The sequence below is a fragment of the Clostridium manihotivorum genome (genome assembly GCF_004015185.1).
Classification (GTDB): Bacteria; Bacillota; Clostridia; order Clostridiales; family Clostridiaceae; genus Clostridium_AR; species Clostridium_AR manihotivorum.
The window spans coordinates 1723809-1747135 of sequence record NZ_CP025746.1 but is presented as its reverse complement, the minus strand read 5'-3'; the positions used below and the strand labels follow the sequence as shown (position 1 = coordinate 1747135).

At 31.5% G+C, this 23327-nt stretch carries 15 protein-coding genes, 1 pseudogene and 1 riboswitch; all 16 genes and pseudogenes read right to left on the bottom strand.

Annotation, left to right across the window (positions count from 1 at the left end; translation table 11 throughout):
- Positions 1 to 122: 122 nt before the first annotated feature.
- On the bottom strand, positions 123 to 1610 hold the full coding sequence (locus tag C1I91_RS07860) for a UxaA family hydrolase (RefSeq protein WP_128212377.1): 1488 nt from the start codon (positions 1608 to 1610) through the stop codon (positions 123 to 125).
- A gap of 24 nt (positions 1611 to 1634) precedes the next feature.
- Positions 1635 to 3083: a tagaturonate reductase gene (locus C1I91_RS07855; protein WP_128212376.1), complete on the bottom strand. Its 1449-nt coding sequence runs from the start codon at positions 3081 to 3083 to the stop codon at positions 1635 to 1637.
- 773 nt (positions 3084 to 3856) lie between these two features.
- On the bottom strand, positions 3857 to 4855 hold the full coding sequence (locus C1I91_RS07850; RefSeq protein ID WP_128212375.1) for a LacI family DNA-binding transcriptional regulator: 999 nt from the start codon (positions 4853 to 4855) through the stop codon (positions 3857 to 3859).
- Between the two features lie 796 nt (positions 4856 to 5651).
- The gene (locus tag C1I91_RS07845) at positions 5652 to 7007 is read right to left on the bottom strand and encodes a glycoside-pentoside-hexuronide (GPH):cation symporter (RefSeq protein ID WP_128212374.1); all 1356 of its coding nucleotides are present in this window, start codon (positions 7005 to 7007) and stop codon (positions 5652 to 5654) included.
- A gap of 256 nt (positions 7008 to 7263) precedes the next feature.
- Positions 7264 to 8664: a glucuronate isomerase gene (gene uxaC / locus C1I91_RS07840; protein WP_128212373.1), complete on the bottom strand. Its 1401-nt coding sequence runs from the start codon at positions 8662 to 8664 to the stop codon at positions 7264 to 7266.
- A gap of 327 nt (positions 8665 to 8991) precedes the next feature.
- Positions 8992 to 9243 carry a hypothetical protein gene (locus tag C1I91_RS07835; RefSeq protein ID WP_128212372.1) on the bottom strand — a complete coding sequence of 84 codons (252 nt, stop codon included), beginning with the start codon at positions 9241 to 9243 and terminating at the stop codon, positions 8992 to 8994.
- A 183-nt stretch (positions 9244 to 9426) separates the two neighbouring features.
- A complete protein-coding gene (locus C1I91_RS07830; protein WP_128212371.1) occupies positions 9427 to 11100 on the bottom strand; it encodes a methyl-accepting chemotaxis protein in 1674 nt (557 codons plus the stop codon).
- Positions 11101 to 11327: 227 nt separating this feature from the next.
- Positions 11328 to 11409: riboswitch (cyclic di-GMP riboswitch) on the bottom strand.
- Between the two features lie 226 nt (positions 11410 to 11635).
- Positions 11636 to 12679 (bottom strand): PocR ligand-binding domain-containing protein, encoded by a 1044-nt coding sequence (locus C1I91_RS07825; RefSeq protein WP_128212370.1) that lies wholly within the window; start codon positions 12677 to 12679, stop codon positions 11636 to 11638.
- A 366-nt stretch (positions 12680 to 13045) separates the two neighbouring features.
- Positions 13046 to 13720 (bottom strand): ABC transporter permease, encoded by a 675-nt coding sequence (locus C1I91_RS07820; RefSeq protein WP_164880482.1) that lies wholly within the window; start codon positions 13718 to 13720, stop codon positions 13046 to 13048.
- Positions 13721 to 13870: 150 nt separating this feature from the next.
- A pseudogene (locus C1I91_RS07815) lies at positions 13871 to 14935 on the bottom strand (IS630 family transposase).
- A gap of 100 nt (positions 14936 to 15035) precedes the next feature.
- On the bottom strand, positions 15036 to 16205 hold the full coding sequence (locus C1I91_RS07810) for an FtsX-like permease family protein (protein WP_128212368.1): 1170 nt from the start codon (positions 16203 to 16205) through the stop codon (positions 15036 to 15038).
- A complete protein-coding gene (locus C1I91_RS07805; RefSeq protein WP_128212367.1) occupies positions 16192 to 16959 on the bottom strand; it encodes an ABC transporter ATP-binding protein in 768 nt (255 codons plus the stop codon). Before C1I91_RS07805 ends, C1I91_RS07810 begins: the two co-directional genes overlap by 14 nt.
- A gap of 282 nt (positions 16960 to 17241) precedes the next feature.
- Complete coding sequence (locus tag C1I91_RS07800; protein ID WP_128212366.1) at positions 17242 to 18294, bottom strand: sensor histidine kinase; 1053 nt, start codon at positions 18292 to 18294, stop codon at positions 17242 to 17244.
- A 20-nt stretch (positions 18295 to 18314) separates the two neighbouring features.
- A complete protein-coding gene (locus C1I91_RS07795) occupies positions 18315 to 19004 on the bottom strand; it encodes a response regulator transcription factor (protein ID WP_128212365.1) in 690 nt (229 codons plus the stop codon).
- Between the two features lie 303 nt (positions 19005 to 19307).
- Positions 19308 to 19460 carry a hypothetical protein gene (locus C1I91_RS28085; protein WP_164880481.1) on the bottom strand — a complete coding sequence of 51 codons (153 nt, stop codon included), beginning with the start codon at positions 19458 to 19460 and terminating at the stop codon, positions 19308 to 19310.
- A 380-nt stretch (positions 19461 to 19840) separates the two neighbouring features.
- Entirely contained in the window at positions 19841 to 23134 is a 3294-nt protein-coding gene (locus C1I91_RS07790) for an Ig-like domain repeat protein (protein WP_164880480.1), read from the bottom strand.
- Positions 23135 to 23327 lie beyond the last annotated feature (193 nt).

The following is a 23327-nucleotide window of genomic DNA, read 5'->3' as shown; positions in this document are numbered from 1 at the left end:
TTTATAGATACGCTACTTTAAGAAACTACTATTGCTTTAAAGTACAAAGGGCAGAAGTATTTACAAAGTAAAGTATTTATAAAAAGCAACGTATCCTTATATATTCATTTTTAAAATTTTATTTACAGAGTTACACCTGTTTTAAATATTGCTAATTCTCTAAAATCATTCTTTTCATTATTGGCAAGCTCTCCGCTAGCTACACTGATGATATGATTGATAAATTCCTTTAGAACTTGTTCTGCATCTTTATCTTCAAGCAGACTTCCTGCATTAAAATCAATCCAATGAGGCTTCAAATTATATAATTGAGTATTAGTTGATATCTTTAGTGTTGGAACATATGAACCAAATGGAGTTCCTCTACCTGTTGTAAACAGAACCATTTGGCATCCTGCTGATGCTAAGGCAGAAGCAGCAACTAAATCATTGCCTGGTGCACTTAATAAGTTCAGTCCTTTTTTCTTAAGGGTATCTCCATATTTAAGTACATCTATTACAGTAGCTGTACCAGCCTTTTGAGTACATCCTAAAGATTTATCCTCTAATGTTGTGATTCCGCCAGCTTTATTTCCTGGTGAAGGGTTTTCATATACTGGTTGATCATACTTTATAAAATATTCTTTAAAATCATTGATTAGATGAACAACTTTATTAAACACTTCTTCGTCTAAAGCTCTATCCATAAGTAGAGTTTCTGCTCCAAACATTTCTGGAACCTCTGTAAGTATAGTTGTCCCACCTTGAGCTACTAGGAAATCTGAGAATCTTCCAACAAGAGGATTAGCTGTTATACCTGAGAATCCATCAGAGCCTCCACACTTAAGACCAACCTTAAGTTCTGAAAGAGGTACGTCTTCTCTAACATCATTCCTCATATTTTCATATAGCTCTTTCAATAGCTTTACGCCTTCTTCTAGTTCATCTGATACCTCTTGACAAACTAGGAATTTGATTCTGCTGTCATCAAATTCACCTAAAGATTTCTTAAATTCAGCCATATTATTGTTTTCACAGCCAAGACCAAGAACTAATACACCACCTGCATTTGGGTGCTTTGCTGCATCTCCGAGAATAGTTCTTGTAGTTATATGATCATCGCCTAATTGGGAACATCCATAGTTATGCTTAAGAACTAAAGTGTTATCTATTTGTAATTCTCCAACTTCCTTCTTAAGTCTATCTAACATTCTTTCTGCTATACCATTGACACAGCCTACAGTTGGAACAATCCATAGTTCATTTCTTATTCCCACATTACCGTTTGCTCTCTTATAGCCTTTGAAGGTCAGATTCTTATGGTTATAAATGTTGTCTACTAGCTTTTGGTTGAAAGAATAATCTTTTATTCCATCAAGGTTTGTTTTTGTATTGTGAGTATGAATCCATTGACCTTCTTCTATAGGAGTTATTGCATGCCCTATTGGAAATCCATATTTAACAACATCTTCATTAAGATTTATTGCTTTTATAGCAATCTTATGACCTCTTTTAACGTCTTCCTTTAGTGTAATAACCTTACCGTCAACTTCTATACTTTGCTCTTTATTCAAGTCCATTAATGCAACAACTACATTATCATTTTCATTTATTTTAAGAACACTTTTCATGAAATTACCTCTCTCTATTTATAATTACATAACTTCTTTAAGTGCTTCCTTAATTCCTAGTGTCTCTATTTTTCCAAGGTAGTAAGTAACAGCATCTGTTAAGCCTTTTACTTCATTTAAGTTCATCTTCCAATTCTTTTCATACCCAAGAACTGTAGTAACTACTTGTCTTAAACCAGCTTCTGTTCCATCACAGCTACCCCATGCATTTTTGTATAAATCTAATATATCTGCATCGTCAGCTAAAGCTATAGCTTCTTCTCCTCTTTTGCCTTTATAGAACTCTATCAATGCTGCAAGTGAGAATACTAACTTCTTAGGAAGTTGTTCTTTTCTGTTTATGTATTCTAATAATGAAGGAAGATCTCTAGTTTCAAACTTTGACATTGAGTTTAGTGCTATACTCATTAGATAGTGATTTACAAATGGATTTTGGAATCTTTCAAGCACTGCACCTGCAAAGTATTCTAATTCCTCTTGTGGAAGATCTAATGTAGGAATTATTTCTCCATAAACAACTCCCTTTATAAATTCACCTATTACTTCGTGATCAACTGATTCACCAACTGTTTCTAATCCATATAGGTATGAAACTGGTACTAATGAAGTATGAGCTCCGTTTAGTATTCTAACTTTTCTTGTTCTATATGGAGTCATATCTTCAACAAATATAGTGTTAAGATTTGCTTTTGCAACTGGGAATTCATTTCCGATCCATGATGGTCCTTCGATTACCCATAGGTGGAATTGCTCACCAACATTTACTAGATTGTCTTCATACCCTAATTCTTCAGTTATTTCTTTTATAGTATCTCTTGGGTATCCTGGCACTATTCTATCAACTAAGCTTCCACAGAATGTATTAGCTTCATTTATCCAGTTTACAAATCCTTGTCCTAAGTTCCAAAGTTCAGCAAATTTAAGAACTATAGCCTTAAGCTTTTCACCATTCTTCTCTATAAGTTCACATGGTATTATTATTAATCCCTTTTCCTTAGCTCCATCAAAAGCCTTGAATCTGTTATATAATAATGCAGTTAACTTTCCTGGGAACGTCTTTTGTGGTCTGTCTTCTAACTTATCATTTTCATCGAAAGCTATTCCAGCTTCTGTTGTGTTTGATATTATGAATCTTAGTTCTGGGTTTTCAGCAACCTTTAGATATTCATCATATTGAGTATATGGGTTAATTCCTCTACTGATGCTATTTATAACTTCATGCTCTTTAACTGCTTTTCCGTCTTTTATTCCTTGTAGGTAAAGAGTATATAAACCATCTTGTTCATTTAATTTGTCAACCATACCGAATTCTATAGGTTGAACTACAACAACGCTGCCATTAAATCCAGCTTCCTTATTCATTTTATCTATTTGCCAATCTACAAAAGCTCTTAAGAAGTTTCCTTCTCCAAATTGTAAAACTTTTTCTGGATATTGTTTGTATTCTTTAAAGGTTTCTTTATTTAATTTCATTTTCCGACTCCTCCATACACGTTTGTTCACGTGTGCAAAATAGTTTAAAAAATTTTTATTAACAATCTTTGTTATATTGATTTTCTCTACATTCACATTATAACACCTAATGCACACGTTAACAATAACTTTTATAAATATTTATTTCAATAATTTTAGAGATTTTATAAGTTTTTGATTATACTTTCCAATTTTACTTGTATTTGTTTTAACAATATAATTTTAAAGCAAAAAGTATTGAAGTGACCTTTTTCAATAAGCTTTTTTACGCATCTGCCTTTTCTGAATGTATATAATGAAAATCCAACAGGCTAATAAGATTTATCTACTGTCTATCCTAAATGGTTGTTCTTCACCCTTATATTACTAGGTTTAGCTAGCACGAAATTTTATTTTTTCCTAGAAAGTAAAAAATGAACTAAATCTCTTCAGTTCATTTTTCTGTATTATGTTAAAGCATCGGATGACTGACCACTTAATTTCAATATATTACCTCAACACTGCCCCATTATAATTATTTATTTTAGGCTGTATTTAATAATGTTTTTTTGAAATTAAGCGGTTATGAAGGAGATGCTATATGAGCGAGCTACTAGAATTAAATGATTTTTTCAGATGGAGTGGCGTTAAGAAACTGTATTGTTCGAACGTAGTGAGTTTACAGTTTTAGCCATGGAATATGACAAAATCATATTAATTCTTTGCGCAAGCTCATCTAAGCATCGGATGACTAACCGCTTAATTTCAATATATTACCTCAACACAGCTCTATTTTATAGTTTAGCCGTTGATTCTCTTACGATAAGCTCAGTCTTAATATAAACTTTCTCGCCTCTATATTCTTTGTTGTCTATTATATCTATTAACCTTCTACCACCTATTATACTAATTTCCTCCATAGGCCTTTTTACAGTAGTAAGAGCAGGAGTGGCATATTGGGCAAAATCTATATTGTCAAACCCAACCACAGAAATATCTCTTGGTACCGCAAGTCCCTTCTCTGCAATTGCCTTTATAGCACCAATGGCCATATCGTCATTTGAACAAAAAACTGATGTTGGCGGATTTGATAAAGCTAGTAACTTTTTCATTGCTTCATATCCACCTTTTATATCATAATTACCTCTTACCATATATTCGTTCTTTACCGGAACACTATACTTTATCAGAGCTTTTAAAAATCCATCTTTTCTTTTCTTGCTTGACTTAAACTCTTCTTTCCCTTCTATTATAGCTATGTTCTTATGATTATTTTCTATTAGATACTTAGCAGCTTTATACGCGCCTTCCTCATCATCTGAAAGTATATTTATCAAAGAATTTCCTTCCACTTCTCTATTCAATACTATAAGTGGTATTTGATTTTGCCATACATGATATATAAATTCGTTATCATTGTCACTTTGGCTCATAAGCACAATTCCATCAAACCTTTTACTATTAATTCCTGAAAAATCCTTGTAATCATCTATACCACGTACTACAAGGTTATAATTTTCTTTTATTGCACTATTTACCCCTCTTACGATCTCATAGAAAAAACTAGGGGAAGTTCCCTTGCTTATGCTAGAGAAAAATAAACCTATGGTATAAGATTTATCTAAAACTAAACTCTTAGCACTATAGTTAGGTACATAATTAAGCTCAGCAGCTAAAGCTTTAATTCTACTCTTAGTTTCCTCATTTATAAGAGGACTATCATTTAGTGCTCTAGATACTGTAGTATGAGATACATTTGCCAATTTTGCTATGTCTTTTATCGTTATGCTCATGATTTCACCCTTTTTTATTTATTTACTTTATGTATATTTAATCAATTTCATTGTTATTTCCATTAGTATTTTATTAATAGTACCTTGTTAAGTCGCTATTCAATCATGGTGTTTAAATTAAGTGGTTAATCCTATGCTTATATAACCACTTAATTTAAACAATATTCTTAAACATAACCCTTGTTAAGAATATGATTAAGTACCACCATATACACATTCTATTTTAAATAAAATAGCCATCAAATTTTAGGTTAACAACATTATAACCCTATGTCAATACATTAGCAGCTACAATTAATTGAAAACGTGAAAATCTTTCTAAACTTTCCTATATCCTATATTCATATCTACTCACAACTTTACCTTATATAAATATAAAAGGCTACCAGAAATAGGGCCTTATTGAACTAAAAAAATAAACGCAAGCACTTAACTATTTTAAATACTTGCGTTTTCATTAATTATAGAGATATTGTATGTCAATTTAAATATATAATTAGGATAAGTAGCTGAAAATAGTATTTATAATTATATATTTTGTTTGACTAATTTATATATAGTTGCATCACTTAACCTATGGAATTCACCATATCTGTTTAGAAAGAAACGTTTTATTAGGTAACCTATTAGCACTATATAATTTGGTGGATTTATAATAACTTCTTATTGGTAGCTTACCTAAAAGCGTAACCTAGATATATACAACAACTGCTAACACTTATTTTATAGAAAAATAAGTAAGTCTATTAAGCTAAATGTATATATCCGGTTAAGTGATTCAACTACGTACATTTATTTATACAGTTTTCTTTTCATATCTTCCTGCTTGAAGATCTGCAACTATATCTTTATATTTTTTGTCTGATAGTCCGTATAATACTCCTAGTACTATAGCAGCTATTATTAAAGCTATACAAGGATATAACATTAATAATCCCTTCATACCCAATAGAGTTTGAGCTGATTGTTTTACATTTGGAACATATCCTATCAATGCTAAACCAAAACCTGATAGTGATCCAGCTATTGCTTGAGCTATCTTTCTTGAGAAGTTAAATGCTGAATAAGTTATACCTTCTCTTCTTTCACCTGTATGCCATTCACCGTAATCTATAACGTCTGAAACAAAAGCCCAAGTAGCACCATTTGGTAGAGCTATTCCTATGAATGATATAGCCATAAGTATTGTAAATGAAACTATGTGAACTGGTAATATAAAGTTTAATCCATCAGCTATAAAGCTCATTGAAAATCCTAGTATTGCTGTTCTCTTCTTTCCTAATTTCTTTACTAACGTAGGTATGAATAGAATTGCAACTATTGAACTGCCTATTGTAAAGAAGTTTGTTCTAGATAAAAGTGCAGCGTTTCCAAGGTAATATTGACAGAAATAAACCATCATAGAAGTTTTTATGTTGTATGCTGATATTGAAAATACTGTCATAAGTATTAATGTTAATAATGGCTTGTTTGTAAATACTGCATTAGCAAAATCTTTCGGTCTTACTTTTTCGTTGCTTCTCTTAACTTCTACAACTTCTTTAGTATTTTTGAAAGTTATAAAGAAGGATATTACACCTACTAGTGACATGATTCCAGCAGCTATAGGGAAACCAACTTTTGAATCTGAAAAGTGTGTAACTATTGGCATAAATGCAACACCTGTTATTAATAGAGCTGACACTGAACCAGCTTGTCTAAATGAAGCTAAATTAGCTCTATCTTGAACATCTTGAGTCATTACTGAAGCTAATGAACCATAAGGAACATTAGTAAATGAGTACATTAATCCCCATATCATATATGTAGCATATCCATATATTAATTTTTGATGAGCTGATGCTCCCACTGGTGTAGTAAAGGTTATCACAGTAAGAATAGCAAGTAATATACTTGAGAAAAACATAATTGGCTTAAATCTACCATTTTTACCTATGTTTTTTCTTGAATCTATAGCTATACCTGCTATTGGATCCATAAATGCATCAAATACTTTAGTGAATAGGAATATTCCACCTGCAGCGGTTGAAGCTATTCCACAAACGTCTGTGTAAAACTTAAGCAAATATGCTTGTCCAAGGTCGAACATAAAACCATTACCAAAATCGCCTAGACCGTATGAAATCTTTTCTTTCAAAGTTAACTTACTCATACTATTTACCTCTTTCTTAATATTATTTTATATTTTAAAAATTTTATAACTCTTGTTTAAATTTTTTTAATACCCACACTTAGCTTTTGATACCAGTTTTTCAATAACGTTTACACAAAATTATTCTATAATACCTTACTTATATATTTGTTATTGAATAATATATATAGTGTATATATAATTGTCAACGCATGCAATGATATTATTATTTTCCTTGCACACGTTAACAATTATATGCAAATTACACTAGTAATTTCTATAATTTGAAGTATTCCTTGGCGTTTCTATAAGATATATCTTGAACTATGTTACCTAAAAGTTCGATATCATCTGGAACTTCTCCATTTTCTACCCATTGACCAATAAGGTTACATACTATTCTTCTGAAATACTCATGTCTTGGATAGGATAAGAAGCTTCTTGAATCTGTAAGCATTCCTACAAATCTACTTAATAGACCAAGGTTTGCTAGAGCTTTCATTTGTTGAATCATTCCATCTATACTGTCATTAAACCACCAACCTGATCCAAATTGTATTTTTCCTGGTACTCCACCACCTTGGAAGTTTCCAAGCATTGTTCCAAGAACATAGTTATCTTTTGGATTTAGAGTGTATAATATAGTCTTTGGAAGTAAGTCTTCTCTATTTAATGAATCTAAGAATCTTGAAAGTGCTTCAGCTACAGTTCCATCATTGATAGAATCAAATCCAGTATCTGCTCCTAGCTTATTAAACATTCTTGTATTGTTGTTTCTAAGTGCTCCGATATGAAGCTGCATAGCCCAACCTAACTTGTGATAAATCTTTGCTATAAAACCTAATGTGTAAGTCTTGTACTTCTTTTCTTCTTCAAAGCTTACAACTTCTCCCTTTAGTGCCTTTGCAAATATCTCTGCTGCTTCTTCCCTTGTAGCCTCTGCATACACTACTGTATCTAAAGCATGATCTGATACTCTACATCCAACTGAATGGAAGAACTCTACTCTTGAAGCAAAAGCTTCTAGGAAAGTTTCATAGTTAGCTATTTCTTTACCTGATACTTCTTCTAACTTCTTAACCCATGGTAAGAATGTAGCTCTGTTTATCTCTATCCCTTTATCTGGTCTAAAGGTTGGTAGTACTTTCACATCAAAGCTTGTATCTTCTTTAAGCTTTATATGATATTCAAGAGAATCAACAGGATCATCAGTAGTGCATATAGCTTCTACATTTGATTTTTTAATTAGTTCTCTTGCACTAAAATCTTCTCCACTAAGAATTTCATTGGCCTTGTCCCATATTTGAGGAGCGGTCTTCTCAGTTAAAGGCTCATAAATTCCAAAGAATCTTTGAAGTTCTAAGTGAGTCCAATGATAAAGTGGATTACCTATAGCAACTTGTAATGTCTTAGCCCATGCTAAAAATTTATCATAGTCACTTGCATCTCCTGTAATAGTGTTTTCATCTACTCCATTACTTCTCATTGCTCTCCACTTATAATGATCCCCGTATAACCAAACTTCAGTTATATTTTTAAATCTCTTATTTTCATAAATTTCTTTAGGGTTTAAGTGGCAGTGATAGTCAATGATTGGCATGTTTTTTGAATAATCATGGAACAATTTTACTGCTGTTTCATTGGATAACAAAAAATTTTCATCCATAAATTTTTTCATATTAATCACCCTGCTCTTTATCAATCATTTTTCTGATTGTTCACGTGAACAATCATCTACAATGTTATTATAATCGTTTTCTTTACAGAATACAATAGCAAATTGTTCACGTGAACAAAAAATTGTGAAATTATTCACCACTGTAATTTCTTTTAAAAAAGTCAATGAAGCGATCTTCTTCAATGAGCTTTTTTTGCGCATCTGCCTTTTCTGAATGTATATGAGGAAAATCTGGCAGGCGAATAAAAAAATAGGCATGCAAAGCATGCCTACTAATGCTAATCCATACTATTCACTTAATCATATCTAATAATATGTTGTTCTTCATTACTTTCCTTTATTTTTTCTAGATTGTTCATTCAATTTCTTTGCTTCTTCAACTCCGCTATTCATTGATCCAGTCGCAGCAGAGCTTAGGGATGAGCTTCCACTTGCAGATTGTGCATTTAATTGTTTTGTCTCTTCAACTACAGAATTACTACTTCCTGTTGATGCTGCACTTGTCATTCCACTCTTGTTTTGTCTTGATTGTTCATTTAATTTTTTTGCTTCTTGCACTCCATTAACATTCGTAATCATATTATTTTCTCCTCTTCATAAGCATATTTTTGTAAGCCTAATATAAATGCAAATTGATTTTCAGTTATACTTTTGACTTACGAATTATATTTTGTCTAGTTCTCATATACTTATTACAAGAAAATAACACTAAATTTGATTTATTCATGGTTCAATATTCAAATACTTTATTTTTAAAGCTTACTATATATTAAAGCTTCTAACTAGTTCACCAAGGTCTTCAGTAAGCTTTGTCAATTCATTTATAGATGCTGCCATATTGTGTATGTTTGCTGTGTTCTCTTCTGATGCAGCCATTACTTCCTCTGTAAAAGTTGATGAATTCTCTACAATTAGTAAAATATCTTTTGTATATTTACTAATCTTATTTGATACACTATTTATGTCTTTGGAGAAATCAGCAACTTCTTTTACATACCTAAGTATGTCGCTTGCATTAACTTCAATCCCATTAAATCTTGAAGATGCTTCATTGACTACCGCTACTCCATCCTCCACATATTTAGTTCCATTACTTATATATAGAGTTATTTCTTGTATTTGCTCTTGAATCTCTTTAACAACATTTGTTATAAGTCCTGCAGAAACACTGGATTCTTCAGCTAACTTTCTTATTTCTTCTGAAACAACACTGAACCCTCTACCAGACTCCCCTGCTCTTGCAGCTTCTATTGCCGCATTAAGAGCTAGAAGATTTGTTTGAGTAGCTATCTGAGTTATAGCTTCAACTATCTGATTAATCTTCAATGAGTTTTTCTCTAACTCACCTATCTTTTCTACATTCTTCTTATTAAATTCAAATATTAAACTCATATTACTTTCAATGTCTCCCATTGATTTTGCACCTAGTTTACTTATGTTTTGCGATTCCATAGTTATCCTTGATGTCTCTTCCAGCTTATCAACTGCCTTTTTTATGTCTGAATCTAATTTTGTCATCAACATAGATACTTGATTTATCTCATTTAGTTGTTTAGTAGCCCCAGTAGAAATCTCTTCTATAGAAGAAGCTACTTGATTACTTGCGCTACTAGTAAGTTTTGATGCGCCTGTAAGATCCTTAGAAAAGCTATTTACAGTCTTTGAGGTATAGTCAATCTTGGATATTATATTTCTAAGGCTTTGTACACTTACTTCAAAAGCATAAGCTAATTGTCCAATCTCATCCTTTCTTTTACTAATTCTACTTTGTTTACTTAAGTCTCCCTTTGCTATAGCCCCAGCATATTCTACTAATTCGTTTAAAGGTTTTAGCACCTGTCCAGAAAGTATAAAAATAAAAACTACTAAAATAGCACCACTAGTAATTAATATGTATAGTGAAAGGTTATTTTGAAATGCACTCTTACCCAAAGAGCTTTCTATATCAGAATCTTGATCTTTAGCAAACTTGTTTGTCAGTTCAAGAATTTTCTCTGAAGCTTCGTCAAACTGAGGCATAAACTTATTTCCTGCTTCTGTACCATCTTTTATGTATATATTAGCCATTTTTTTACCGACAGTATAGTAATCATCAAAAGCTTTTAATATATCATCTATTTGCTTCGCTTTATCAGGTTCTATAGATTTAAGATCATTAGCAGCCATCTTAAATTTATTTGCATTGTCTTCAGCCATTTGTAACCCATCATCTAACCCGTCTAAAGCTCTAGTAGCACTTATATCTGATAGATACTGCCATACCGAAATAAGGCTTGTAGACATTTGATTGGACAACTTATAAGCTGGAAATGTAGTTTTATTCACGGATTTTATATCCCTATCTCCTTTATAAGATAAAATTCCATTTGTAAAAACCATAACAGTAATTAAAAAGATTATAATACCAAACTTTCCTCTAATAGTTTTTAAATTCATTTTACTCCTCCTATGCTTTTTATTGATTAATTTTTTAGTAATGTTTTAATACATACTAAAAAATAAATTATCCTAAGTTCCTAAGCATATTACGTATATTTCTCCACAGTTTCAATTAAAAGATAAATGTGTTAATATAAGAAGTTTTATATTTATAGGTTTAGATAGCAATATACTTTTCTTTACAGTAAAAAAGGCCAATATAAAAGCTAACTATTTTAGTTAGCTTTTATATTGGCCGGTTGCACTTTAAACTCAGAATTTCCAAGTGCCCAAATTAAGAAATCCTTCATAGTTTCCAATATAATTGAATATTATGTTCTAATTCCATATATATACATATTAACACATACTTTTTCATTTTTCAACATTAGTTATATGTTATTAGTTGTATATATTTTTCTAATTTAGAAAATCAATTATATCAATTCAAAGCCTTTTAGCATAATTTGTATTTTATCCTGTAACTCTTCGTCTAATAATATATCCCAAACGACCAGAGCATATTATAATTTGAAACTATGAAGTTTATTTATTAATTCCTATTAGCTATAGTATTTAATTCATCTGCTAGCGTAGCAACCTCTGAAAGATTAGCAGTAACTTCTTCCATTGCAGCCGATTGTTGTTCTGTAGTTTCAAGCGTAGCATTAGATGTTTCTAGAGTTCTATCAACTGATTTTTGTATCTGCTCAGTTAATCCCATAATCGCAACAGCAGTTTCTTTAGACACTTCAGATAACTTTTTTATCTCAGTTGCTACTACTCCAAAGCCTCTACCTGCATCACCTGCTCTAGCTGCTTCAATAGCAGCATTCAATCCAAGCATTTTAGTTTGGTTAGCAATGCTTTTTATAGAATCTAATATATTATTTATTTCTACTGATATATGCTTAACATTTGTTATTTCATCATTTAAGTTGTGCTGATTGTTAGCCACATTTAATGATGTAGCACTCAATTCTTCCATAGTAGAAGATATCTGAGTAAAGTTTTCGCTTAATACTTGTGACATGTTACTAAGAATTAGTTGTTCATAACCTGCTCTAGATAATGAATTTGCTACTATAAATAAAACTTCTGCAGCTGCCTTTACATTTTCCTCTTCGGTCATGTATACATTCTTTGCAGCATCAAAATATCTGTCAGAATCAACACCTATCTCAATAGCAGTTTGCCTGAAGCTCTCCTCCTTTGGTGTAGAAGTAAGTATTTGTCCTCCCAAAATTGTTCCTATCAAGTGTCCATCAATTAATATTGGAGCTGCAAAGTCTATCAATCCAGCATGGCATGTATAAATATATGGTCTTCCAAGCCTTGCAGCTTCTTCCCCGCCCTTTTTATGAGAAAGTGCACATCTACTATTACCAGACTTAGTTGATTGTGTTAAATTAATACAAAAATTTGTGTATGAGCTGGGCTTTGTTATTGGTGTTCCATTTCTATCAACTGTGACGCTAGCTATATTCATACTAGTTGCAAAGTTATCTTGAAAGGTTTGTAATAGATTTATATCTATTACATCAGCTATTTCTAGGACATCTACATCAAGTTCTCCGTTTGTTAATCTCCTAATCATTTAATCCTCCTCAAAGTCATCAGAACTTATCCACATACTTAAATTTGCTATTCACTATATTATCGTAACAATTCTATAATCACTTACTCTTTTTTTATGCTATATTGATAATTTACATAAACAAACTGCAATAACCACATTATTCTTTTCAGCCCTCAATTAATATTAAAATTTAATATTAATCTACATTTTTGTCCTTAAGCCCTTTCCAATCATATTTTTTGCGTATACCTTTTCTGAACTTATGTGAAGAAATTGTAGCAGGCAAATAAAATTTCTTTTTTACTTTCATTTACGCTAAAAAGATGCTAACTCCCCAAATAGAGTTAGCACCTCAAAAATCAATAGTATTTCTATATTAAGTTTTTAATTCCATCTACTTATTTGTCTTATGTACATTGCTTTTGCAAATAAATAATAAATGATTTGAAACAACAAGTATATGCATACTATTAGCATTAGGTATATGCTAAGATTTGATCTCAGAATATTACTCAAAGCCTTAATTGCAAAACACGTATGCAAGAAAGCAACTGCGAAAGGAATGAAAAACATAATTGCACATTGGATATTGACAACCTTTTTGATTTCTCCGAAGGACATTCCCATTTTCTTTAAAGCTATAAACTCTTGTTTATCCTTTTGAACCTCATTGAAAAGCTTAAAATACAGTATACTTCCTGTGGCTATGAAGAATAATATTGAAATAAATGTACCTATAAAGAAAAACAACGACATACTTTTCATAACTTCAGTGAAATCTGTAACTCTCTCATTAAATCTACTTTTCATCTCTTTTGGAATTTGATCTTTCATTTCCGTTACAGCTTTCTCAGCTTTCATGGAATCTTTTAAATTATATCCATAATATACTTTAAGTTTATCAGCTTTAGTCCAAGACTTTACCTTACTAAAATCCTCATCACTTATTACCACTGTATTGGCATAGTTCTGATCTGCATTTATTATACCACCGCTTATCTCATCTCTCAGAGTATAAGTCACAGATTTGCCTTCAATATTTAGCTTAAGTTCCTTCATATCTGAAAAGATCTTTTTACCGTCTCCTCCAGTAAAGTTATACGAATGTATTACAGCCTCTCCAGCCTTAAGATTAAGCTTTGATATTTTCTCACTACTAGCTAAAGAATTGTAATCTGAATTTGAAATATATATATTGCAAATTGGTTTCTACAATCTAACACATAGCCTGTCTATTGTTTGAGTAGGAACCTTATTTATGTTACTTATAAACTTTTGAATTGCAGTTCTAACTTGTGGCAGAGATTTATAAAAGACATTGTTAATAACAGATGCCTTTAGCCATCCCCATAACCCCTCTATAAGATTCATTTCTGGACTATACGGTGGTAAAAACATCAATTCAAGCCTATCTTTAACTCTATTAAGAAATGGCTGAATCAGCTTTGCATGATGAATCTTAGCATTGTCTAATACCACAACAATTTTTCCTTTTGGATACTGCTTAAGTACGTTTTCTAAAAAAGTCATTAAATATCTTAGCGTCATATCTTTCATGTTCCTCGCAATATACGTTACCAGTCTCGTAATCCAATATTCCCATAAGTTTAACACCTGCATTTTTACCGAACGTAGGAATTTTCCTTTGTTGTCCTCTTATAAACCAGCTCTTTTGAATTGCTTGATAATCTCTAATCATTGATTCATCTTCAAATAAGATGGTATCAACTAAGCCATTGAGGCATTTTTTTTAAAGCTTTAAAGTCACTTTTAAAAATTTCTTGCTTTTCTTTATCAGCTTTCGCTTCAAGACGTAAGTAGGTCTAGTATAACTTAAATTTAATCTATGAAGTACATATGCTATTCCTCTATGTGACATATTTATATTAAATTCTTTAATAACCCATTGCCTCACTAATTCAATAGTCCAATTCATTTTAGATTCGAAGCCTACATCTTCTGGAGTTTTTGTAGTTATAGTTTCTACAATGAGCTTCTCTTGAAGTGAATTGATTTTCTTTGCGCTCCGCCGCCGTGGCCAATATTTAATCCATCTATTCCTTTTGATTTATAATTTTTTATATATGTAGAAACAGTATGTTCTTCTAGATTCTCCATTTCAGCTATTTTTCTATTTGTAAATCCATCAAAATGCTTAAGTAAAACAGAATATCTTTTATATAACCTTGTGTTTTTAGTCTTTTTTAAAGCTGATTTTAACTCGTTTATATCATCTTCATGCCCAGCAATCTTATTAAGAATCAAAATATCCATATTTAAAACCTCGCTATAATTTTTATTTTATATTCTAGTTTGGATATTTTAGTTATCTTATATTAATGGATGTTCTTACCTAAATATCATATCGAAATTTTCATCTTGCAACATATATAATATAAAAATCCTTCGTATTATTTAATCCTTTTTGCTTTTCAGCTTTATCAATTCCTTCATTAGTGCCTTTTAATAGAATAGCCTTAGTTTTTCCTTGTATTTCATTTCCATAGGACTTAAGAATGCTATCTATGCTTTCAGTAGATATTATCTTGTGCGATTCTATCCCATCTTCTATGAAGCTAATATCTTGTGGAAAGTTAACTACAATATTCTTTTGAACAACTTTTTGAAAAGAATATACCGATGCTGAAGCTGTCAAAGTTACTGCTGAAAGTATTGATACTGCAAACAATATCCTTGAATTGTCTTTAAGTTTATATATTATCTGAGATAAGGTTATCATATTTATGCCTTTGTAAAACACTTTTTTATTCCTCTGAAGCTTGTTTGTAAAATAAACACTAAATTGAGAGTAGAACATATAGGTTCCAGCTACGGTAACAACTAAAATAGGAAGCATAGTAAAAATAATAGCTTGCCCTGATATCAAAGCCATAATATATCCCAAGGCGATAAGAACTATACCAGCTATAGCCTTCTTAACAGAAAACTTAGGTACCGGTTTTGCAATCTTAGAACCTTTTAATAATTCTATAATATTGTTGTTCTTAACCTTATAGCTTGATATAAAACATATCCCTTGAAATAATATTAAGAAACAAATTGCTGTCAAAATTATAGCTTTAAACGAAACCATTAGTGGAAGTTCTGTATCTAAGATTAATATAGCTGACACAGCCATAAAGAAAAGCTTTGAAAAAATTATTCCAAAAACAAGTCCTGTTCCTATTGACAGTATAGCTACAGCTAGGTTCTCAAACATGATATAGCTTCTTATCTGCCTTCTGGTAAGCCCAAACATAGTAAGCAATCCAAATTCCTTTTCCCTTGACTTTAGAAAGCTTGATATGGAGTAATTGGTAAAGACCAGTGTAAATACAAGTATTACGATTTCGCAAAGGTACATAGCTTCTGTAGTAATGGCTCCCATTTGTCCCATAACTTTTATATTTCTCACTTGAGGATTCATTAAAAAGTTTGCAAATATGAAGAATACCATTACCACTAGGGCATTGCTAAAATAGTACATTACAAACTTTTCAAGATTACCTTTTATATTCTTAAGAGCAATATTACGCAAGGTCATTATATCGTCCTCCTATAAGCGTAAGTGAATCCATTATTTCCTTAAAGAAAGCCTGCCTATTTCCCCCTTTTACTATTTCTAAAAAGTGCTTTCCATCCTTTATCATAATTATTCTTTCACAGAAACTGGCTGCAAAAGGATCGTGTGTTACCATCATAATAGTTGCTTTCTTTTCTTTATTTAAATTACTCAGTGATTCCATAACATCTTGAGACGCTTTAGAATCAAGATTGCCAGTTGGTTCGTCAGCTAATATTATTGATGGGTCATGAATAAGTGCTCTGGCACAAGCTGCTCTTTGCTGCTGTCCACCAGAAGTTTCATATGGTCTTTTATTTAAAATTTCCTTTATATTCAATAGCTCAGCGATATCCCCTACTTTCTTTTCTATTTCTGATACCTTGAGTTTATCTAGTACCAATGGAAGTATTATATTTTCCTTTATTGATAGCGAGTCTAAAAGGTTGAAATCTTGAAATATAAAGCCAAGTTCTTTCCTTCTAAATAATGCTGCTCTAGTTTCATCGAGCTTGCTTGGGTTCACTCCATTTATAAAAAGCTCCCCTGAAGATGGAGTATCAATAGTTGCAAGAATATTAAGAAGAGTACTCTTTCCACTTCCTGAAGGTCCCATGACACCGACAAACTCTCCTTTTTCAATATTTATGTTAAACATATCCAGAGCTTTCACTGTTAAACTCCCTCTTCTATCACCATAAATCTTAGTTATATTTTCTGCTTTAAGTACCACCATATTATCCTTCCTCCCAATTACACTTTAAGTATTTTAAGTTTTAAGCTACTGATTTAACTATTAATTTATACATGCCTAAATATGTCTAAAGCCCGGATTTTCGAACAAGTATAAATTAGCTTCTATATAGAAATTCTTTAACAATTACTTGATAGTAAAAGCAAAATGAAAATCTATCACTTTGTACTCAAGCATTGTTATGTATACATTATAAAAAAAATAGAGAAATCAATGTATCGATTTCCCTTTCAAAAATAATATTAATCTTACAATATTGAAAGATTAAAGCTTAAATAAGTTCTTGCCATTATAGAAAACTATGAAAAAAGTAGTTCCTTTTCCTTCTTCCGATATAACCTTCAATTCATGGCCTAATTCATCGCAAACTCTCTTAGATAAATACATCCCCATACCTGTGGACTCAGAAGTTTTTCTGCCATTTTTACCTGTAAAGAAGGCGTTAAAGATTCTGCTTAAGTCCTCTTTAGGAATGCCTATACCTTCATCAGTTATAGAAAGTGTTGTAGTAGCCTCCTCTTCGCTAACTGAAAAGAAAATAGATTTGCTTTTATCATCATCACAGTTAGAATACTTTATAGCATTTATTACTATTTGATTTATAACAAAATATATCCACTTCTTATCAGTTTTCACCGATATATTTTCACTAACATTTATCTTAGGGAAAATGCGGTTTCTTATCATAGATTTTTTATTATCATTAATAACCTTTCTTGCAATTGATATTATATCCAGACTTTCCACTTTAAAATCAAGATTAAATTCACTGAGCCTAGCATTATTAAGCATCATATCAAGACCATGGGATATCTTTTCATTTTCCTCTAAAATGCTATCAAATACCTCTCTGTGCTCACTATCAGTTTGATCTTGAAGCATAAGGTTAATAACTGATACAGGAGTCTTCATTTGATGCACCCATTGATTTACAAAATGCATATATTGTTTATGTGTCTCTTCATATTTTATAGTCTTTTCACCTGCATGCTTATGTATTTTAATCAATATCTTTTTAAAAATCTCTTGTTCTTTACTTGAACCATTTCCCAAACTAAGAGACTTATTCAGACTATCTTCTGACTGAAGTATCAATTCTAACTGCTTTAAAAAGCTTCTATTTCTAAAGTAATCCCAGAATATAAACAACAGAAATAATATTGTAGAAACAAAAAAAGCATAGAACACATTACTTTTAGTTATGTTAATCTTATTTATTATTAGCGTTAAATACATTATAAGAATAACAGCAGCGTTACTTATAAAATATACACCCATATATAAAACTCTATCCTTAAGGAAATCCCTAAATTTCATATTCTTCACCTACTTCAAGCTTACCAGCTTACTATTATTCTATAGCCCTGCCCCCTTTTAGTTTCAATAACATCTGAGATACCAACCTCTTCAAGTCTCTTTCTTACCCTAGTCATATTTACTGATAGGGTATTATCATCAACAAAATCCACATCATTCCATAACACTTCTAATAAGTTCTCCCTAGTTACAATCTTATTTGCATTCTTTATAAGCGAATATAAAAGTTGAAACTCTTTCTTGCTAAGCTCAATTTTCTTACCTTTATACTCTACAACATTTTGATTTATATATAAAAACATTCCATTGGTCTCAAGAACCTCACTACTTGTGTTTTCCGCATAACTTCCATAGACCCGCCTTATAACACCTTTTATCTTAGCCAACAGCACATCATAAGAAAATGGTTTGGTTATGTAATCATCCCCTCCATTTTCAATGGCCATGACTTGATCCATATCAGAATCTCTAGCTGATATGAATATTATTGGTACATTTGATATGGTCCTTATGTCTCTACACCAATAAAATCCATCAAAAACTGGTAAGTTTATATCCATAAGCACAATATGAGGATTGTTTTTTATAAATTCAGTTTTTATATTATTGAAATCTTCTATAATTTGAGACTTATAACCGTACTTTTCAAGATGATTTTTTATAAGAAGGCTTAGCTTTTTATCATCTTCAATTATCATTACACTATACATTTACTTACCTCCAATTAAATTAACTAATTGCTTTACTTGTTATTGAATATTAAGAAAACATAAAAATATATCTGCTTTATTTGTTGTAAATATGCCTTAAGTTATATATTCATATTCTATCATAAGATATTAAATTAGTATTAGAACTAAAGATTCTAACTTCAACTTATTAACTTATTGCTGTATTAGAAACTCTATAGGTGAATAAGTCGCAAAACTGATAATAAAAGAAATCCATGCATCTAGGTCACCTACTCTCCCTATTAATGCATGGTTATATTCTTAATTCATAAAGTATTTTAATTATTGATTCAAGTTATTAGTATTAATATTCTTAACAATATTAGATATACTAACAAAATCCTCTGTAGTTAATTCAACTCTTCCAAGAAAACTTTCTATCATAGCTTCCCTAAAATTATTAAAATTGAATATACTTTTCAATAGCTTTACCACAAAACTTGTCCTCCAATAACTAACTTATATAGATATTATATTCAAGTTAAAAATAAAATTTACTAATTAGGTTTAGCTAGAATCCTTTTTACATTTTACTATACAGTAAAAAAGTCACTGAAGCGGCCTTCTTCAGTGAGCTTTTTTTTGCGCATCTGCCTTTCCGAATGTATATGAGGAAAATCTGGCAGGCGAATAAGATTTTTTTTTTTACTGTTCCCCTTAAATAACTGTTATAAATCATAATATTGCTAGGTTTAACTAGAATCCTTTTTACATTTTCCTATACAGTAAAAAATAATAGAGCATCTTTTATGATTACTAATAATCACTACTAGACACCCTATTATCTAAGACTTTTTAATATTTACACTAATCCATTACTTTTGATTAGCAGTTTTTCTCTTCGTTGCGGCAAATACAACTGCTCCAAACCCTACAGCTAATAAGCCTAATAAAATCAATGCATTTGAATCTATTATGGATCCAGTCTTAACTAAAGTTTCTACTCTCTTTGTAACTGTAGCATTATCTTTATTAGTTAAGAAGTAATCGCTGCAATGTTTTATTACTACATCCACATAATATTGATTGCCTACCTTATACGCAGTTAACTTATCTCCAACTAATTCAGTATTCTTTGTTGAAGGATTGTAGTAATAGAAGTATATTGGTTTAGTTGCATCAAGTTTGTTTGAATCAACAGGTATTCTCACCTTCATAGGAGCTGGAAGTACCCCTTCATATCTAAAGGATATTATCTGAGCATCACTAGCAATCTTACTAATAACTTTGCCATTAGGCGCCGAAGGATTTAAGGTTAAATCCACATCCTTTGAAATATTAGCGATATCTTTACCGTTTATTGTATATTGTAATGTAATTCCTTGACTTTCAACCACAAAGGTTACATCCTTATCTATACCTTTTATGGCAGAAAGCACTTCCTGCTTAATTATTGGGTTACTTACTGCATTTACAACAATAGGAGCACCTGCTTTTGAATTATTTATAGCAGCTTTAATTGCATCTGCCGTAGACTTTCCATCTGCAGTTACGCTTAAGCTTAAAGTAAATTTAATTGTTTTCTCAAAACTATTACCAGCTTTGTCTACTGCTTTTACAACAAGTGTATGACTACCTTCAGCTCCAATAGCTATCTTGCCTTCAGCAGTTAAAGTAACTGGATTACTGTCTAACTGTACAGACACAGAAGCAGCTTTATCATCAGTTTCTATTGTTGCAACAACTATGCTGTTATCATAGCTCTTACCATCTTCAACACCAGAAACTTTAATTGTAGGAGCTGTTTTATCTATAACAAAAGTTATAGCCATATCGCTCTTATTTCCTGCCTTATCTACTGCTGTAGCCTTTAGTACATATATTCCTTCTTCACTTATTGCCTCACCATTATATGGCTTGTCATTTAACATAATAGTAACAACTGCATCCTTATCATCAACTATTACCTTAGGATTAACTGCTTTATTGTACAATCCATTGTTTTCTACTCCTGATATGGATAAAGCTGGAGTACTCTTGTCTATTACAAAGTTTTTCACTACTTCACTTACATTTCCTGCCTTATCAACAGCTGTAATCTTCAGAGTATAGCTGCCTTCAGCAGTTATATCTTCACCATTATATGCTTTATCATTGAGAAGTTCAGTAACTGTAACTTGATTTACATCTTCTGTGGTTACTGTAGCTTTAACTGACTTATTATATATGGCTCTATCTTCTACTCCTGCTACAGTAACTTTAGGTGCTGTCTTATCTATAGCAAAGCTTATAGAGGTATCACTCTGATTGCCAACCTTATCAACAGCCGTAGCTTTTAAGGTGTAGTTTCCTTCTGCACCAATTGGTTCTCCATTGTATGGATTGCCATTAAGCGTTAAAGTTACAACTGCATCCTTATCATCAGCTATTACCTTTGGATTTACAGTTTTATTGTATAGACCATTATTCTCCACACCTTCTATAGAAAGTGAAGGAGCTGTTTTATCTATAACAAAATTCTTCACTACTTCTGTTATATTTCCAGCCTTATCAATAGCTGTAACTTTTAAAGTATAGTTGCCTTCTGCGGTTATTTCTTCACCATTATAAGCTTTATCATTTAAAAGTTCAGTTACTGCCACAGAGTTCAAATCTTCAGTAGTAACAACAGGCTTAACAGCCTTACTGTATACAGCTTTATCCTCTACCCCTGTTACCGTAACAACCGGTGGAACCTTATCTATATTTTTAACTTCTTTTACTACAGTTTCACCAATATTTCCTGCTTTATCCGTAGCTCTTGCATAGATATTAGTATTTTCTGTAACGTTAAAGCTTCCAGCATAGTCTATCCATTCTGCATTTTCTTTTAACTTATATTGTAGCTTAGCTTCAGGATCCTCGGAAGCTATTGATACAGCAACATCTTTATTAGTTGGTTCCTCAGTGCTTAACTTTACACTTGGTGCTCCAGGAGCTATAAGATCCACTACAAAATCTGCTGAGCTTAAGTTTACGCCTACACCTGCATTAACATCAGAATTATAGACAATGCCAACATTATCCAATATATCTTGCATTACTATATAGCTTAGCTTTGCAGTACCTGAAGTAAAGGAATCATCTATAGTTAAATCTCCTTCGTAGGTATCTCCATTAAGCTTCAAAGTAACTTCCTTTTCTATTGGTTCTCCAACAGTATTTATTACATATAAAGCATTAGCTTCATTAGCTAGACCACTTTCATCCTTAGCTTTAACCTTAAGCTTTACTGTATCACCTTTTTTTACAAACTTTTTATCAACTTCTATTGAACTTAATACTGGAGCTTCTTTATCCTCTGTTACCTCGAACTGTCCAGCACTTAGGTCTATACCTAGTCCATCACCATGAAGCTTAGAATTATAAACCACTGATACATTACCAACATTATCATTTAGTGTGATAAAGCTTACTTGCCAAGTTCCAGCAGTGAATTTTTCATCTATATCCAAATTACCTTCATAATGTCCATCCTTTAGTGTCAATGTAGCTTCTTTTTCTTCATCTTCCCCATTGGAATTCTTTAATACATATAGAAGATTTGCTTCTTTTGCTAAACCTGAGTCTATATCACTAGCTTTTATCTGGATATTAACTGAAGATGGCTTAGTGACTTTATTCTTATTAACTGAAATTGCTTCAAAGGTAGGACCAACATTATCATCCCCAGCTTTGAAATCAGCTGAACTCAAATTAATACCGACTCCTGAATTTACTGCAGAATTATAAAAAATCTGAGTATCTCCATCCTTATCCCCAACAATTACATAGCTTAGTTGCCAGTTCCCCAGATAACTACTATCTGGAATATTTACTTTACCTTCGTACTTACCATTTACCAAAGGTAGAGAAACCTCTATCTCTTTCTCTTCCTCACCAGTTTTCATGACATATAGTGCATTAGCCTCATCAGCTAAACCTGCTGCAGTACCTGTTGAAGCATCTATAACTAGCTTATTGCTTCCCCCAGGAGCTACATATTTACTTTCAACGGTCACACTATTTAATGAAATACCTTTATCCTCAGCTAATGCCTGGTTTTTAGTATTTCCTAGATATATCATATTCACAAACAGCAAGGAGCTTAGAAAAATGCCAAGTTTTTTTCTTATTTTAAATACTTTCAACATTTTCACCCTTTCAGTTAGTATAGAGCCTGTCCATTAAAGACCCTTAACTATTATAGAGTTCCTAATCTAAGTATTAATCTACACATGCTCGAAAATCCCTAAAGACTGCGATTTTCGAACAAGTATAAACTAAGTTTTCATATAGGAACAATCCCACAATAAATTAATTTATCGGTGATAGAGAGTAAAA